Annotated in this window: 15 protein-coding genes; 4 read left to right on the forward strand and 11 right to left on the reverse strand. The window is 69.7% G+C overall.

Going from position 1 to position 14,290, the window contains the following annotated elements; translation table 11 throughout:
- The first annotated feature begins 96 nt into the window (after positions 1 to 96).
- Entirely contained in the window at positions 97 to 582 is a 486-nt protein-coding gene (locus QWY84_RS01275) for an REP-associated tyrosine transposase (protein ID WP_290200634.1), read from the forward strand.
- A 330-nt stretch (positions 583 to 912) separates the two neighbouring features.
- On the opposite strand, the gene rho is transcribed toward QWY84_RS01275, so the two are convergent.
- The gene (rho, locus tag QWY84_RS01280) at positions 913 to 2,169 is read right to left on the reverse strand and encodes a transcription termination factor Rho (RefSeq protein ID WP_290200635.1); all 1,257 of its coding nucleotides are present in this window, start codon (positions 2,167 to 2,169) and stop codon (positions 913 to 915) included.
- A gap of 362 nt (positions 2,170 to 2,531) precedes the next feature.
- On the reverse strand, positions 2,532 to 2,858 hold the full coding sequence (gene trxA, locus QWY84_RS01285; protein WP_290200636.1) for a thioredoxin TrxA: 327 nt from the start codon (positions 2,856 to 2,858) through the stop codon (positions 2,532 to 2,534).
- Between the two features lie 264 nt (positions 2,859 to 3,122).
- Between trxA and nudE the strand changes: the two genes are divergently transcribed.
- Positions 3,123 to 3,692 (forward strand): ADP compounds hydrolase NudE, encoded by a 570-nt coding sequence (nudE, locus tag QWY84_RS01290; protein WP_290200637.1) that lies wholly within the window; start codon positions 3,123 to 3,125, stop codon positions 3,690 to 3,692.
- A complete protein-coding gene (gene cysQ / locus QWY84_RS01295; protein WP_290200638.1) occupies positions 3,689 to 4,507 on the forward strand; it encodes a 3'(2'),5'-bisphosphate nucleotidase CysQ in 819 nt (272 codons plus the stop codon). Before nudE ends, cysQ begins: the two co-directional genes overlap by 4 nt.
- 41 nt (positions 4,508 to 4,548) lie before the next feature.
- On the opposite strand, the gene QWY84_RS01300 is transcribed toward cysQ, so the two are convergent.
- From QWY84_RS01300 to QWY84_RS01340, 9 genes are all read right to left on the reverse strand, one after another.
- The gene (locus QWY84_RS01300; protein WP_290200639.1) at positions 4,549 to 4,869 is read right to left on the reverse strand and encodes a putative signal transducing protein; all 321 of its coding nucleotides are present in this window, start codon (positions 4,867 to 4,869) and stop codon (positions 4,549 to 4,551) included.
- Positions 4,870 to 4,946: 77 nt separating this feature from the next.
- Entirely contained in the window at positions 4,947 to 6,116 is a 1,170-nt protein-coding gene (locus QWY84_RS01305; protein ID WP_290200640.1) for an acetate/propionate family kinase, read from the reverse strand.
- Entirely contained in the window at positions 6,113 to 7,063 is a 951-nt protein-coding gene (locus QWY84_RS01310; protein WP_290200641.1) for a bifunctional enoyl-CoA hydratase/phosphate acetyltransferase, read from the reverse strand. The genes QWY84_RS01305 and QWY84_RS01310 overlap by 4 nt, the downstream gene beginning before the upstream one ends.
- Positions 7,064 to 7,073: 10 nt before the next feature.
- Positions 7,074 to 7,847: an enoyl-ACP reductase FabI gene (gene fabI / locus QWY84_RS01315; RefSeq protein WP_290200642.1), complete on the reverse strand. Its 774-nt coding sequence runs from the start codon at positions 7,845 to 7,847 to the stop codon at positions 7,074 to 7,076.
- Positions 7,848 to 7,924: 77 nt separating this feature from the next.
- Positions 7,925 to 8,824, reverse strand: a complete 900-nt coding sequence (locus QWY84_RS01320; protein WP_290200643.1) for a mechanosensitive ion channel family protein — start codon at positions 8,822 to 8,824, stop codon at positions 7,925 to 7,927.
- 157 nt (positions 8,825 to 8,981) lie between these two features.
- Positions 8,982 to 9,788, reverse strand: a complete 807-nt coding sequence (locus QWY84_RS01325) for a DUF432 domain-containing protein (RefSeq protein ID WP_290200644.1) — start codon at positions 9,786 to 9,788, stop codon at positions 8,982 to 8,984.
- A gap of 5 nt (positions 9,789 to 9,793) precedes the next feature.
- Positions 9,794 to 10,219, reverse strand: coding sequence for a MaoC family dehydratase (locus QWY84_RS01330; RefSeq protein ID WP_290200645.1), 426 nt, complete (start codon positions 10,217 to 10,219; stop codon positions 9,794 to 9,796).
- A 97-nt stretch (positions 10,220 to 10,316) separates the two neighbouring features.
- Positions 10,317 to 12,806, reverse strand: a complete 2,490-nt coding sequence (locus QWY84_RS01335) for an ABC transporter permease (protein ID WP_290200646.1) — start codon at positions 12,804 to 12,806, stop codon at positions 10,317 to 10,319.
- A complete protein-coding gene (locus QWY84_RS01340; RefSeq protein ID WP_290200647.1) occupies positions 12,803 to 13,492 on the reverse strand; it encodes an ABC transporter ATP-binding protein in 690 nt (229 codons plus the stop codon). Before QWY84_RS01340 ends, QWY84_RS01335 begins: the two co-directional genes overlap by 4 nt.
- Here QWY84_RS01340 and QWY84_RS01345 point away from each other — a divergent pair.
- Positions 13,491 to 14,117 carry an arylesterase gene (locus QWY84_RS01345; protein WP_290200648.1) on the forward strand — a complete coding sequence of 209 codons (627 nt, stop codon included), beginning with the start codon at positions 13,491 to 13,493 and terminating at the stop codon, positions 14,115 to 14,117. The two genes, QWY84_RS01340 and QWY84_RS01345, sit on opposite strands and share 2 nt — an antisense overlap.
- Positions 14,118 to 14,290 lie beyond the last annotated feature (173 nt).

Genomic DNA, 14,290 nt, shown 5'->3' on the forward strand with positions numbered 1-14,290 from the left:
CTCCCACAACCAGTGCCGGCCCATATCCCGGTTCTTGTGGGAGGGGCTTCAGCCCCGACAAGCAAAAAATGACTCGGAAGCAGAAGGATCTGCCCCATGGGAAGGACTCCCCAGCGCCCAGGGTACGCCGCCCTGCGGCGCGGCCGTGTATCTCTGGCCGATCATTCCTATCTGGTTACCGCGGTCACGGCGGGTCGTCGCCCCGTTTTCCGCGACCTCACAGCCGGTCGGCTGGTGGTCCGGGCCTTACGGCGAATCGAACCCGTGGCACCCACCCATTGCTACGTGATCATGCCGGACCATCTGCACTGGCTGCTTCATCTTCGCGGTGCCATGGACCTGGCTTCCGTCGTCCAGCGCGTGAAGGGCTGGTCCGCCCGGGATATCGGGCGGGTTACGCCACGCCATCGCCCCGTCTGGCAGGCCGGTTTTCACGACCACGCCGTACGCGCCGACACGGACCTGCGAGGGCTCGCCCGCTACATCGTCGCCAACCCCCTGCGCGCCGGCCTGGTGGAGCACATCGGGGACTATCCGCTGTGGGATGCGGTCTGGGTGGAGGATGGAGGGGCGGGAGGTTGAGGCTCAGAAGCCACTCTGGAAGCGGTCGCGGCTGAAGCCGCTCCCACCAAAAGACACCGCTCACCGGCCTGCCGAGGCAGGCCAGTCCGGATCGGTCTCACGAACAATTCGCTCCAGAGGCGGTTCTCGCGAACCACCCCCGTCTCGTTGTGGGAGGGGCTTCAGCCCCGACAAGTCCGGAAGCAAGCGCTTGCGACAGGTCGCGGCTGAAGCCGCTCCTACAAAGGAATGCCGTATCAGGGCAGGATCCCCCTGTCCGCATCGCTCCTCAAAAAAACGGCGCCCCGCGGGGCGCCGCCTCTCCTCCTCCAGGTATTGACTCCCGGTTGGTCAGCGCTTCATGGCCTCGAAGAACTCGCTGTTGACCTTGGTGTCCTTGAGCTTGTCCAGGACGAACTCGATGGCGGCGAGCTCGTCCATGGAGTGCAGGACCTTGCGCAGGATCCAGATCTTCTGCAGCTCGTCCTGGGGCATGAGCAGCTCTTCGCGGCGGGTGCCGGAGCGGTTGATGTTGATGGCCGGGAAGATGCGCTTCTCGGCGATGCGCCGGTCCATGTGCACTTCCATGTTGCCGGTGCCCTTGAATTCCTCGTAGATGACCTCGTCCATGCGCGAGCCGGTCTCCACCAGGGCGGTGGCGAGCACGGTCAGGCTGCCGCCCTCCTCGACGTTGCGGGCGGCGCCGAAGAACCGCTTGGGCCGGTGCAGGGCATTGGCGTCGACACCGCCGGTGAGCACCTTGCCGGAGGACGGCACCACGGTGTTGTAGGCCCGGGCCAGGCGGGTGATGGAGTCCAGCAGGATGACCACGTCGTGCTTGTGCTCGACCAGGCGCTTGGCCTTCTCGATGACCATCTCGGCGACCTGGACATGGCGGCTGGCGGGCTCGTCGAAGGTACTGGAGACCACCTCGCCGCGCACCGAGCGCGCCATCTCCGTGACCTCCTCGGGGCGCTCGTCGATGAGCAGCACGATCAGGTAGGCCTCGGGGTTGTTGGCGGCGATGCTCTGGGCGATGTTCTGGAGCATCATGGTCTTGCCGGCCTTGGGCGGCGAGACGATGAGCCCGCGCTGGCCCTTGCCGATGGGCGCGCACATGTCGATGACCCGGGCGGTGAGGTCCTCGGTGCTGCCGTTGCCCCGCTCCAGGCGGAAGCGCTCGCGGGTGAACAGCGGCGTGAGGTTCTCGAACAGGACCTTGTGCTTGGCGTTCTCCGGCGGCTCGAAGTTGATCTCGCTGACCTTGAGCAGGGCGAAGTAGCGCTCGCCTTCCTTGGGCGGCCGGATCTTGCCGGAGATGGTGTCGCCGGTGCGCAGGCTGAAGCGCCGGATCTGGCTGGGCGAGACGTAGATGTCGTCCGGGCCGGCCAGATAGGAGCTGTCCGCCGAGCGGAGAAAGCCGAAGCCGTCCTGGAGGATCTCCAGCACCCCGTCCCCGTGGATGTCCTCGCCCTTTTTCGCGTGCGCCTTGAGGACGGCAAAGATAAGGTCCTGCTTGCGCGAGCGGGCCATGCCCTCGATCCCGAGCTCCTGGGCCAGGTCCAGCAGCTCCTTGGCGGGCATTTTCTTGAGTTCGGTCAGATTCATGGCGTTGTCTGTCAGTAAGAGTTGATCGGAATTCGCGGGCTACGCCCGCCGTTGGTGTCGCACCCGCGCCGCGGCCGACATGGTTCAGAATGCTCGTGGATCGTCACGGCCGGTGGTGGCCGCAACCGCTACCTATCGTTACCCGTAGCCCCCGGGGTGGCCTGCAAGGGGCCGGTCCCTCGTGCGGGCAGCTGCATCGGGACCTGCCCCGCGCGCTCGCCCTTCACTGTTATCCCGCTGCATCAATCGCCCAGCTCGGGCTCGTGGTATGCGGGGCCTGGGGTGTTGTCGCCGACGGCCGCGGGGAGCGGCCGCCGTGCCCGGCGTCTCTGCCCCGGCGGGGGCTGCCGCCGCCCGGGCGCTCAGAGATTGCTGTCGATGAACGCCGCCAGCTGCGACTTGGAAAGTGCGCCGACCTTGGTCGCCTCGACATTGCCGTTCTTGAACAGCATCAGCGTCGGAATCCCGCGAATACCGAACTTCGGCGGGGTCTCCGGATTCTCGTCGATGTTCAGCTTGGCGATCTTCAGCCGTCCCTCGTACTCGTTGGAGATCTCTTCCAGAATCGGAGCGATCATCTTGCACGGGCCGCACCATTCTGCCCAGTAGTCCACGAGCACCGGCTCGCTGGCCTGCAGGACCTGCTGCTCGAAATTGTCGTCCGATACGTAGACTATCTCTCCGCTCACGGTTGCGTGCCTCCAGAGTGCTTGGGTTCGGAGTGTTCAGAAATGATCGATGTCGTGGAAATGCGAAGCGGGGGTTCGCGTTGGGCGCGCTCCCTGGATACGAGGCGGCCGGTCGTTAACGGTGAACGATAGCGGGGGCACATCGGCATGTCAATCATCCACTGCCACCCGGGCCGCCCCCCGGTTGGGCCGCGCGACGACGCACCGAGGGTGTAGACTGGGACGCGTCATCCCTGTCGCAAGCTACGGAGAGACCCCGCATTCATGCCGAACAAACCCGCGATCCTCGATACCCGCACCGTCGCTCGCTCCCGGCTGTTCCGGATCGAGGCGGTGGAGCTGCGCTTCGACAACGGCACCCAGGTGGAATTCGAGCGCATGCGCGGCTCCGGCCGGGTGGGGGCGGTCATCGTCGTGCCCGTGCTGCGCGATGACACCCTGGTCCTCATCCGCGAGTACGGCGTGGGCGTGGAACGCTACGAGCTGGGCCTGCCCAAGGGCCGCGTGGAGCCCGGCGAGGACCTGCTGGCGGCCGCCAACCGCGAGATCATGGAGGAGATCGGCTACGCCGCCGAGCGCCTGACGCCGATCCGCGCCCTGAGCCTGGCCCCGGGCTACTTCGGCCACCATACCCAGGTGATCCTCGCCGAGGGCCTGTATCCCCAGTCCGCCCCCGGAGACGAGCCCGAGCCCCTGGAAGTCGTCGAGCGCCCCTTGGACGAGCTGGAAGCGCTCGTCATGGAGGAGGAGTTCAGCGAGGGGCGCTCCATTGCCGCCCTCTACCTGGCCCGGGATTTCATCCGCCGCCGGCAGGGAGGAAGCGAGGCGCGGTGAACCGCGATGCCCTGCGACGGCTTCTGCCCCAGGCCTGCCAGATCGCGCGCCGGGCGGGCCAGGCGGTGCTGCGTATCTACCGGGACGATTTCGCCGTGGCGACCAAGGCGGATACCTCCCTCATCACGCCGGCCGACGACCGGGCCAACGAGATCATCCGCGACGCCCTGGCCCGCCTGACGCCGGCGCTGCCCGTCGTCTCCGAGGAGACCACGGCGCCCGCCTTCCGCGAGAGACGCGGCTGGCGGCATTACTGGCTCGTGGACCCCCTGGACGGGACGCGGGAGTTCGTGGCCCGGTCCGACCAGTTCGCCGTCAACATCGCCCTGGTGGAAGACCATCGCCCGGTCCTGGGTGTCGTCCACGCCCCGGCTCTCGGCGTGACCTGGTTCGGCGGCCCCGGGCTGGGCGCATTCCGCCAGGCCGAGGGGGAGGAACCGCTGTCCATCCGCGCGGCCCCCCGCGTGCGCCACCCGCTGCGCGTGGTGCTGGGCCGCCGGAACCCCGGACCGCGGACCCGCGCCGCGCTGGCGGAGCTCCCGGAGCACGACACCCGCGTGTGGGGCGCGGCGCTGAAGTTCTGCCTGATCGCCGAGGGCGGTGCGGACCTGTTCCCGCGCTACGGCCCCATCTCCGAGTGGGACATGGCCGCCCCGCAGGCCATTCTCGAGGCCGCCGGCGGCCACCTCGCGGACATGGCCACCCTGCGCCCGGTGCGCTACAACACCCGGCGCGCCCTGACCACCAGCGACGTGCTCGCCTATGCCGACGACCGGGTGGACTGGCGGCGATACCTGCTGAATGAAGAAACTTGAGGGCACGGAACCGCGGTCCCCGCTGCGGGTGCCGTCAGGGTCTACTCCTCCCGGGGCCGCCGGGTGCCGCAGTTCCAGCACTGACCGAACTGGGGCTCCAGCTCCTCGCCGCAGCCCGGGCAGCGCCAGTGGCTCCCCGCGGCGGGACCTTCGGCCTGGGCCTCGCGAATGATCTCCTCGGCGCGGTCGTGATCGATGGCCCGCTCCACCCACAGCTCCGGCCACACGGCCGTGGGCGGCAGCTCGCCGGCGCCGCCGACCAGGCCCATGTTGCGCGTGAAGCAGCGGATGCCCTCCAGCTCCAGGAGGTTGCGCATGTGCCCCACCAGGAGTGGACTGTCGGTGCTGTAGACGCGTTTCATGGCAGTTGCCGGACCCTTGGGGATGCCTGGAAACGGATCGCGGCTGAAGCCGCTCCCACGTGTGCTTCACCCAGGGACTACGATAGCAGCGCCCGGGTGTGGCGGGCGATCATGCCCTCCTCGTCCGTGGGGATGACCAGCACCGGCGGGCTGCCCTCGGCCTGCACGGCGCGGCGGTTGGCCCGGTTGGCCTCGGTATCGAGCCGGAACCCCAGCCATGCCAGCTGCTCGACGATGCCCTGGCGCACCGCGGCGGCGTTCTCGCCGATGCCGGCGGTGAACACCAGCGCATCCAGACCGCCCAGCGCCACGGCCAGGGAGCCGATCTCGCGGGCAGCGCGGTAGACGTAGGTGGCCACCGCCTCGGCGGCGGCCGGGGCGTCGCTGTCCAGGAGCTGGCGCATGTCGTGGCTGATGCCGGACATGCCCAGCAGCCCCGAGCGATGGTAGAGCATGTCCTCGATCTCGTCGCGGCTGAGCCCCTGATCCAGCAGGTACAGCACCACCCCCGGGTCCAGGGCGCCGCACCGCTGCCCCATGGGCAGGCCGTCCAGCGCCGTGAAGCCCATGCTCGTCGCCACGCTGCGGCCGGCATCCAGGGCGCACAGGCTGGCGCCGTTGCCCAGGTGCCCGACGATCACCCGCCGCTGCGCCAGATCCGGGTAGTCCTGCGCCAGGCGCGCGGCAACGGCCTCGTAGGACAGCCCGTGGAAGCCGTAGCGCAGCACGCCGCGCTGCGTCCACTCCCGGGGCAGGGCGAAGCGCTGTGCCACCGCCGGCTGGGTGCGATGGAACGCGGTATCGAAGCATCCCACCTGGGGCAGCTCCGGGCGCAGCTCCGCCAGGGCGCGGGCGGGGGCCAGGTTGTGGGGCTGGTGCAGCGGCGCCAGGCCGGACAGCGCCTCCAGGGCGTCCATGTTCGCGTCCGTCAGCCGGACCGGGGCATGGAAATCCGTGCCGCCGTGGACGATGCGGTGTCCGACGGCATGCAGGCTGCCGTAGCCCACGTGCTCGTCCAGCCAGTCCAGCAGGCGCTGCAGCGCGTGGCGGTGCGTCGATTCGGCCAGATCCTCCTCGGCGGTTTCGCCCCCGGCCGTGGTCATGCGCAGTCGCGGGCGGTCACCCCCCAGGCCGTGGGCCTGCCCCTTGCGGTCCGGGCCGCCCCCGGGCGCATCCCAGGGATAGACGGCGAACTTGATGCTCGACGAGCCCGCGTTCAGCACCAGCAGGGTGGCATCGGCGCTCACGTCATCCTCCCCTTGCGCTGGTGCTCGGCCAGCAGCAGCGCGACGGCGCAGGAGGCGGTCCGCGAGAACAGGTCATCGGCGCGGCTGGTGAGCACGACGGGCACCCGGGCACCGAGGACGATGCCGGCGGCCTCGGCGTCGGCCAGGTAGTGGAGCTGCTTGCCCAGCATGTTGGCGGACTCCAGGTCCGGTGCCAGCAGGATATCCGCCAGCCCCGCCACCTCGGAGCGGATCCCCTTGGTGCGTGCCGCCTCCTCGGAGATGGCATTGTCGAACCCCAGGGGGCCGTCCAGGCGGCCGCCCCGGATCTGGCCGCGATCGGCCATCTTGCACAGCGCCGCGGCATCGATGGTGGAGCGGATCTGCGGGTTCACCTCCTCGGTGGCCGAGAGAATGGCCACCCGGGGGTTGTCCACGTCCAGGGCCCGGGCGAGATCGATGGCGTTGCGCGTGATGTCCGCCTTGGTGAGAAGATCCGGCTCGATGTTCAGCGCCGAGTCGGTGATCAGCAGCGGCCGCGGGTAGGTGGGCACGTCCATGGTCCAGACATGGCTCATGCGGCGCTCGGTGCGCAGCCCGCCGCCGCGCGCCACCACGGCGCGCATGAGCTCGTCGGTGTGCAGCTTGCCCTTCATCAGCGCCCCGACATGCCCCCGCGCGGCCATGTGAACCGCGGTCTCCGCGGCTTCATGGCTGTGCTCGGTGGCGACGATCTCGGCCTGCCCCAGATCGAGGCCGTTCGCATCCGCGCACGCGCGGATCTTGTGCTCCGGGCCGACCAGGACCGGCGCGATCAACCCGCGCCGGGCGGCCTCCAGGGCCCCGGCCAGGCTGGCTTCGTCCACGGGGTGGACGACGGCCATGCGCAGCGCCTCCAGCCCCTGTGCCTGCTCCAGCAGCCGGTTGAGCTGGCGGTGGTGCTCCCGCGGGATGTCCGTATTCCCCATGTCCGCCTCCTCAGCCGAGAACGTGATAGCCGGCATCAATATAGGTGATATTGCCGGTGAGTGTCTTCGCCCGGTCGCTCACCAGGAACGCGGCCATGGCACCGACATCGTCGATGTCCGCCAGGCTGTGCTGGGGCGCCCGCTCGCGGGTGCGCTCCAGGAGCTCGTCGAAGCGCTGGATTCCGGATGCCGCCCGGGTCTTCAGCGGGCCCGGCGACAGCGCATGCACACGGATGCCCTGCGGCCCGAGCTCGGCGGCGGCGTAGCGCACGCTGGATTCCAGGGCCGCCTTCACCGGGCCCATGAGGTTGTAGTCCTCCACGACCTTGTCGGCGCCGTAGAACGTCACGGTGAGCAGCGTGCCGCCGTCGGGCATCAGCGGCTCGGCCTGCCGGGCCATGCGCAGGAAGCTGTGGCAGGACACGTCCATGGCCTGGAGGAAGCCCGCCTGGCTGCTGTCCACCACGCGCCCGTGGAGGTCCTCCCGGGGCGCGAAGGCGATGGAGTGCAGCAGGAAGTCGAGCCGGCCCCACCGGGATTCAATGGCGTCGAATACGGCTTCCAGCTGGCCCGGCTCACGGACGTCGCAGGGCAGGAACAGGTCGGCGCCGACACGCTCGGCCAGCGGCTCGACGTAGGGGCGGGCCTTGTCGTTGAGGTAGGTAAGCGCGAGCTCGGCGCCGAGCTCGTGGAAGGCGCGGGCACAGGCCCAGGCGATGGAATCCTCGTTGGCAACGCCGACGACCAGCCCGCGCTTGCCCTGCAGAGACAGAAAATCCGACATAGCGGCAACCCCTTTATCGCCACCACCCCGGGGCGCCCGCCGCCCGGGATGGTGCACTGCATCGAGACGCGTCCAGGCTACCCTTTCCGCCCTCCCTCGTCTTGATCCGGATCAGCTTCGCGGGTTCCGTCCTCCGCCCCGGCGCCGCGCGTCACCGGGAAAGGACCCGTACCGCTGCCGGCGTAAAGGCTGAGATGGGGGAACGGGATCTCGATGCCGCGGGCATCGAACTCCTTCTTGACCTCCAGGGGCAGGCTGTTGCGCAGGTCCAGGAAGTTCTCCCGCAGCGCCCACACGGAGAACTGCAGGTCCACGGACGAGGCCCCGAACCCCTGGAAGAAGATCTGCGGCCGGGGCTCCTCCAGGCACAGGGGGTTGGCGTCGGCGGCGGCCTCCAGCGCCTCCCGCACGCGGTCCAGGTCCTCCCTGTAGGCCACACCCAGCATGAGGTCGTAGCGGCGGATGGGAAAGCGCGAGTAGTTGGTTACCTGCGCCTTGACCAGGGTTTCGTTGGGCACGCGCACGAACAGGTTGTCCCGGGTGCGCATCTTCACCGAGAGCAGGTCGATGGAAAGCACCTCGCCCGTCGCCTCGTTGGCCACCTGGATGAAGTCGCCGATCTGGAAGGGCCGCTCGGCAATGAGGAACAGCCCGCTGATGAGGTTGGACGCGGAGGTCTGGGACGCGAAGCCGATGGCGACGGTGAGGATGCCGGCCGCGCCGAGCAGGACGCCGAGGCGGAAGCCCAGCTGATGCAGCGCCGAGGCGATCGCCAGGCCGACGATGACGTAGAAGATCACCCGGCGCAGGATGGTGGTCTGGTGCAGATCGAGCCGCAGGGCCAGGACGCGGCCGGCGGCGCGGGAGACCACCCGGGCCAGTAGCATGCCCACCCCGAGGATGATCAGCGCCCGCAGCAGCCCGGCCCAGTTGAAGGCCAGCAACTGGCTCCAGAGAGTCGTGCCGAGATCACCCACCTTGCATCTCCCCCTTCGTTGTCGCCGTGCTCTGCCGAGCGCCCCGGTCCCCAGGCTGCTGTCGGGGCTGAAGCCCCTCCCACGACGGATCTTCCACCTTGTGGGAGGGGCTTCAGCCCCGACACACCTCACCGGCATGCCGGCTCACGGCGCAGCGCTAGAACAAGGCACTGAACGCCCGCACCAGGGTATTGCGTTGCGGTGCCTCCCGCGGCTCGGCAATGCGGCTGGCGCCGGCCGCCTCCGCCGGGGCGCCGCTGCCCAGGGCCAAGTCGGCCAGGCCGCCCCCGGCCTGGCGGGTCAGGGTCACCTCCTGGGTCCAGAAGCGGCCGTCGGCGTCGCGGTACAGGCTCAGGGTCGCCACCGGCAGCCTGACACGGTCCAGCAGCAGCGTCTCCTTCGCCTGGTTGCGGATCACCAGCGGCGTGATGGCGCGATACGGCAGGTGCGGATGCTCGGCCAGGTCCAGCCGGCAGCGGCTGCGGGTGGCATAGCACAGCACGCCCTCCAGGGTGTTGTCACCGAACCAGGTATCGGACAGGCGCATGCTGGGAAACTCCAGCAGCTCCCGCGCCGGCGCCCCGGCGGCCACGGTCACCCACAGCGGGTAGCTCAGGTACAGCCGCGCCGTCTCGCTGGCGGGAATGCTCAACGGCGTCAGCGGCCGCGAGACGATGGCCCGGTCCGGCAGTCGCGGGGCGATGCGCAGGGCCGTGCTGTCGCCGGTCAGCACGAACCGGTGCTCGCTGCGGTCCTCCGGCTCGCTGCGCGCCTCCTGGCGGCGTTCCAGCGTCACGCCGTCGGCGTACAGCTCGCCCGTACTCTGGTGGCGAATCAGCCATTCCCGCGGGCTGCGGTGCACATTGAGCGACAGCGGTCCCACGGTGAGCGCCAGGCTGCTGCCCACCGGCACGCTGAAATCCCCGATCCAGGCATCGGGCCGCAGCCGTTCGCTGCTGGTCATCGACGCTACACCCTTGACGGCACCATGAGCACAGCTTCACCCGTTACCACGGCCTTGTCACCCACCAGGGCTTCCGTGCGGCAGGTGACGATGTTCTTCTCGGGCATGAGCTCGCGCACTTCCACCCGGGAGACGACGCGGTCGCCGATACGCACCGGTGCGCGGAAGCGCAGCGACTGCTCCAGGTAGACGGCCCCCGGACCCGGCAGGTGCATGCCCAGCACCGCCGACAGGTACGCACCACTGAGCATGCCGTGGGCGATGCGCCCGCCGAAGCGGGTATCGGCCGCGAAGGTCTCGTCCATGTGGAGCGGATTGAAATCGCTGCTGACCCCGGCGAAATTGGCCAGGTCCGCCTCCGTGACCGTCTTGCTGAAACCGGCCTCCATGCCGACTTCCAGATCCTCGAAACAGTATCCCCGATTCAACATGGGTCTCCCGGTAACACGCACCTTCCCAGAAGGATTGCAGTTAATGGCGGCGGCAGTGTAGCCCAAGCGGCTCCCCGAAACGAATGCCCTTGACGACTCACGCTTCGTCGGCGTCCTGGAGCAAGCGCATGGGCGAGACCCGGTAGAGCCGCCTTGTGGCCAGCCACCCGGCCAGCGCCACCACGCCCGCCCCGGTGGCTGCCCCGATGAGGGGGAACCAGGGGTTGAAGGCGTATTCCAGGTCGAACAGCTGCCGGCTGATGACAACACCGGCCAGGGTCGCACCGGCACCGGCCAGCAGGCCGGCGACGCCGCCCAGCAGCACGAACTCGGTGACCGCGAGCCGGCGGATCAGGCGCCGACGCGCCCCCAGGGCCCGCAGCAGGGCGCTCTCGAACTGGCGCTCCTCCCGCGTGACCTGCAGCGCCGCCAGGAGCACCACGATGCCCGAGAGCAGGGTCAGCAGGGCCATGAGCTCCACCACGCGTGCGCCCTGGTCCATGATGCTGCGTACCGTGTCCAGGATGGCGCTGACGTCGATGAGCGTGACGCTGGGGAACTCGTCCACCAGCCGCGCCAGCAGCCGGGAGCGTTCCGGCGGCAGGTAGAAGCTGGTGATATACGTCGCCGGGGCATCGTCCAGGAAGCCCGGCGCGGCCACGGCGAAGAAGTTGACGTTGAAGCTGTCCCACTGCACTGAGCGGATATTGGTAATGGGTGCGCTGTAGCGCTCGCCGGCGACATTGAAGTGCAGGACATCGCCCACACCCACACCCAAACGCTCGGCCATGCGCGCTTCCAGGGAATACTGCGCCGGATCGGCCGGTTCCGGATTCCAGAACGCACCCACCTCGATGCGATTGTCCTCGGGCAGGCGCTCCAGCCAGGAAAGGTTGAACTCCCGTGCCACGAGGCGCCGCGTTCGCGGGTCCTCGTAGTCCGAGGGGCGGACGTCGCGCTCGTTGATCCCCACCAGCCGGCCCCGGACCATGGGATAGAGCGTGGTGTCCACCCCGGCGTCGTCCAGTAGTGCCGTCAGTTCCTCGACTTCTCCCGGCTGGATATTGATCAGGAAGTAGTTGGCGGCATCGTCGGGAACCCCGTCCTGCCATGTGGCGAGCAGGTCGTTGCGTACCAGGGTGAGCAGCAGCAGCGCCATCAGCCCGAGGCCCAGGGCCATGATCTGGATCACCGCGGTCCAGGGCCGCCGCACCAGCCCCGAGAGCAGCAACGAGGCGTTACCGCGGCGCCCCCGGGCCAGGCGCAGCACGCGGATGAGCACCGCGGCCGCCGCCGCCAGGGCGGCCAGGGTGCCCAGCACCGCGCCCAGGACGTAGAGGCTGAGCTGCAGATCCCCGGCCTGCCACCACATCAGGGCGAAGACTGCGGCCAGGGCGAAGACGTAGACACCGCCGCCGCGGTAGACGTCGTCGCCGAGATCGCGGCGGAGGACCCGCAGCGGCGGAACGCGCTTGAGCCGCAGGACCGTGGGCAGGGCGAACCCGAGGAGAATCACCTGGGCGGTGAGCAGACCCACCAGGGCGGGCCGCAACGACGGCCCGGGCAGCGGCGGCAGGAGATCTGCCACCAGGGCCAGCATGAGCGCGTGCACGAGGTAGCCCAGCAGCGTCCCGACAAGACCGGCGAACAGCCCCAGCCACACCATCTTCCAGCCGAGCATGGCCACCACCTGGCGCTGGGTGGCGCCGAGGCAGCGCATGACGGCGACGCGGTCCAGATGCCGGGCGGCGTAGCGGCGGATGGTCAGCAGCATACCCACGCCGCCGACCACCACCGTCAGCAGGGCGCTCAGCCCCAGGAACCGCCGCGCTGCGGTCATGGCGCGGGTTACGCCGGGGTCCTGCTCGCCGGGGGTCGCGATTCGCGCCCCCTGCTCCAGGGACGGGCGCACCTGGCTCTCCCAGGCCTCCACGCGGTCCGGGTCACCGGCCACCAGCAGGCGGTGGCGCACCCGGCTGCCCTCCTGGATCAGCTCCGTGGCCGGCAAGTCGCTGCGGTGCATCATCACCCGCGGGGCGAAGTTGCGGAAGCCGCTGCTGCGGTCCGGCTCCAGGAACACGACACGGTCGATGGTCAGGGTGGTGGCGCCGACGTCGAGCGGGTCGCCCGGGTCCAGGCCGAGCTGGCGCAGGATCCGCGGGTCGACCCAGACATCGCCCGGAGACGGGACACCTTCGGCAGCGACGCGCCGTGCGTCGAGGTTGTCGCCCACCAGCAGCTCGCCGCGCAGCGGGTAGCCGTCGCCGACCGCCTTGATCGCCGTGAGCAGCGTCTCGTCGCCGGCGAGTACCACGCTCGCGAACTCCTGGGTCCGCGTGGTCGCCAGGCCCAGCTCCCGGGCCAGCTCCTCCGGCCCGTCGCCGATGGGCCGGTCGCTCACCAGGGCGCGGTCACCGGCCAGGAGCTCGGCGGCCCGGCCCTCGGTGCCGGCGGCAACACGGTCGGCCAGCCAGGCCACCGCCGTGATGGCGGTCACGGCCAGCACCACCGCGGTGGCGAGCAGTCGCACCTCGCCGGCCCGCCAGTCCCGCCGGAGGAGCCGGAACCCCTGGCGCGCCGCCGTCATGCCGCAGCCACCAGCCGGCCGCCGTCCAGGTGCAGGACGCGCTGGCATCGCTCCGCCAGGGCGGGGTCATGGGTTACCACCACCAGCGTCGTCCCCTGGGCGCGGTTGAGCTCGAACAGGAGGTCCTGGATGCGCGCGCCGGTGGCGCGGTCCAGGTTGCCCGTGGGCTCGTCGGCGAACAGCACCCGCGGCGCCCCCACGAAGGCACGGGCGATGGCGACGCGCTGCTGCTCGCCGCCGGAGAGCTGCTTGGGGTAGTGGCCGGTGCGCTCGCCCAGGCCCACGCGCTCCAGGGCCTGGCGGGCGGCCCTGGCGGGATCCGGCCGCTCGGCCAGCTCCAGCGGCATCATGACGTTCTCCAGGGCCGTCAGCCCGCCCAGCAGATGAAAGGCCTGGAACACGAACCCCACCTGCTCGCCCCGGACCCGGGCCCGCTCGTCCTCGCCCAGGGCGGTGAGCTCCGCGTCCCCGACCCAGACCCGCCCCTCGCTGGGCAGATCCAGGCCGGCGAGAAGCCCGAGCAGGGTGGACTTGCCGGAGCCGGAGGCGCCGAGAATGGCAAGCGTTTCGCCGCCACGGATGGCAAGATCGACGTTCCGGAACAGTCGAATGTCACCTTCAGGACCGTGGAACGCCATGCCCAGACCGTCCGCCCGCAAGACACTGCCCTGCCCGTCATTCACCATGGGTCGTACGCTCCTGCTGCGGCTCGCCGTAGCGGCCCTGTTGCTGCTTGTCCTGGCCCCGGCTGCCGCCGCGGACCGTACCATCGTCGTTCTCGGCGACAGCCTGAGCGCCGCCTACGGCATGGACCGCGATCAGGGCTGGGTGGCACTGCTGAACGAACGCCTGCGCGCCAACGATCTGCCCTGGGAAGCGGTCAACGCCAGCACCAGCGGCGACACCACGCGTACGGGGCTGAGCCGGCTGGACTCGGCGCTCGAGCAGCACGCCCCGGGCATCGTCATCGTCGCCCTGGGCGGCAACGACGGGCTGCGCGGCATCAGCCCCGGGGAGATCGAGCGCAATCTCGGCCGCATCGTGGCCACCGTGCGCGAGCACGGCGCCCGGGTGCTGCTCGCCGGGGTGCGGATCCCCCCCAACTACGGCCGCGCCTACACCGAACGTTTTACCGAGACGTTCACCAATGTTGCCACGGAATACGACGTCCCCCTGGTGCCCCGCATTCTCGCCGGCGTGGCCGGGCGCAGCGAGCTGATGCAGGACGACGGCATCCACCCCCGCGCGGAGGCCCAGCCGCGCATCCTGGACAATATCTGGCCGAAGCTGAGACCGATGCTGAGGGAGTAAGGTTCCGCGGCACCGGCAATGGCTCGATTCTATTCGGTGCGCCGTAGGAGCGACGTCAGTCGCGACGTTCCAGAGAATCCGATGCACTGCAACGGTCGCGACTGACGTCGCTCCTACGGCCCTCGGCCCTTCAACCGGCCAAGGAGAACTCCGGAGCTGCCAGCCCTTTGCGC

This window comes from Aquisalimonas lutea, from assembly GCF_030409225.1.
Classification (GTDB): domain Bacteria; phylum Pseudomonadota; class Gammaproteobacteria; order Nitrococcales; family Aquisalimonadaceae; genus Aquisalimonas; species Aquisalimonas lutea.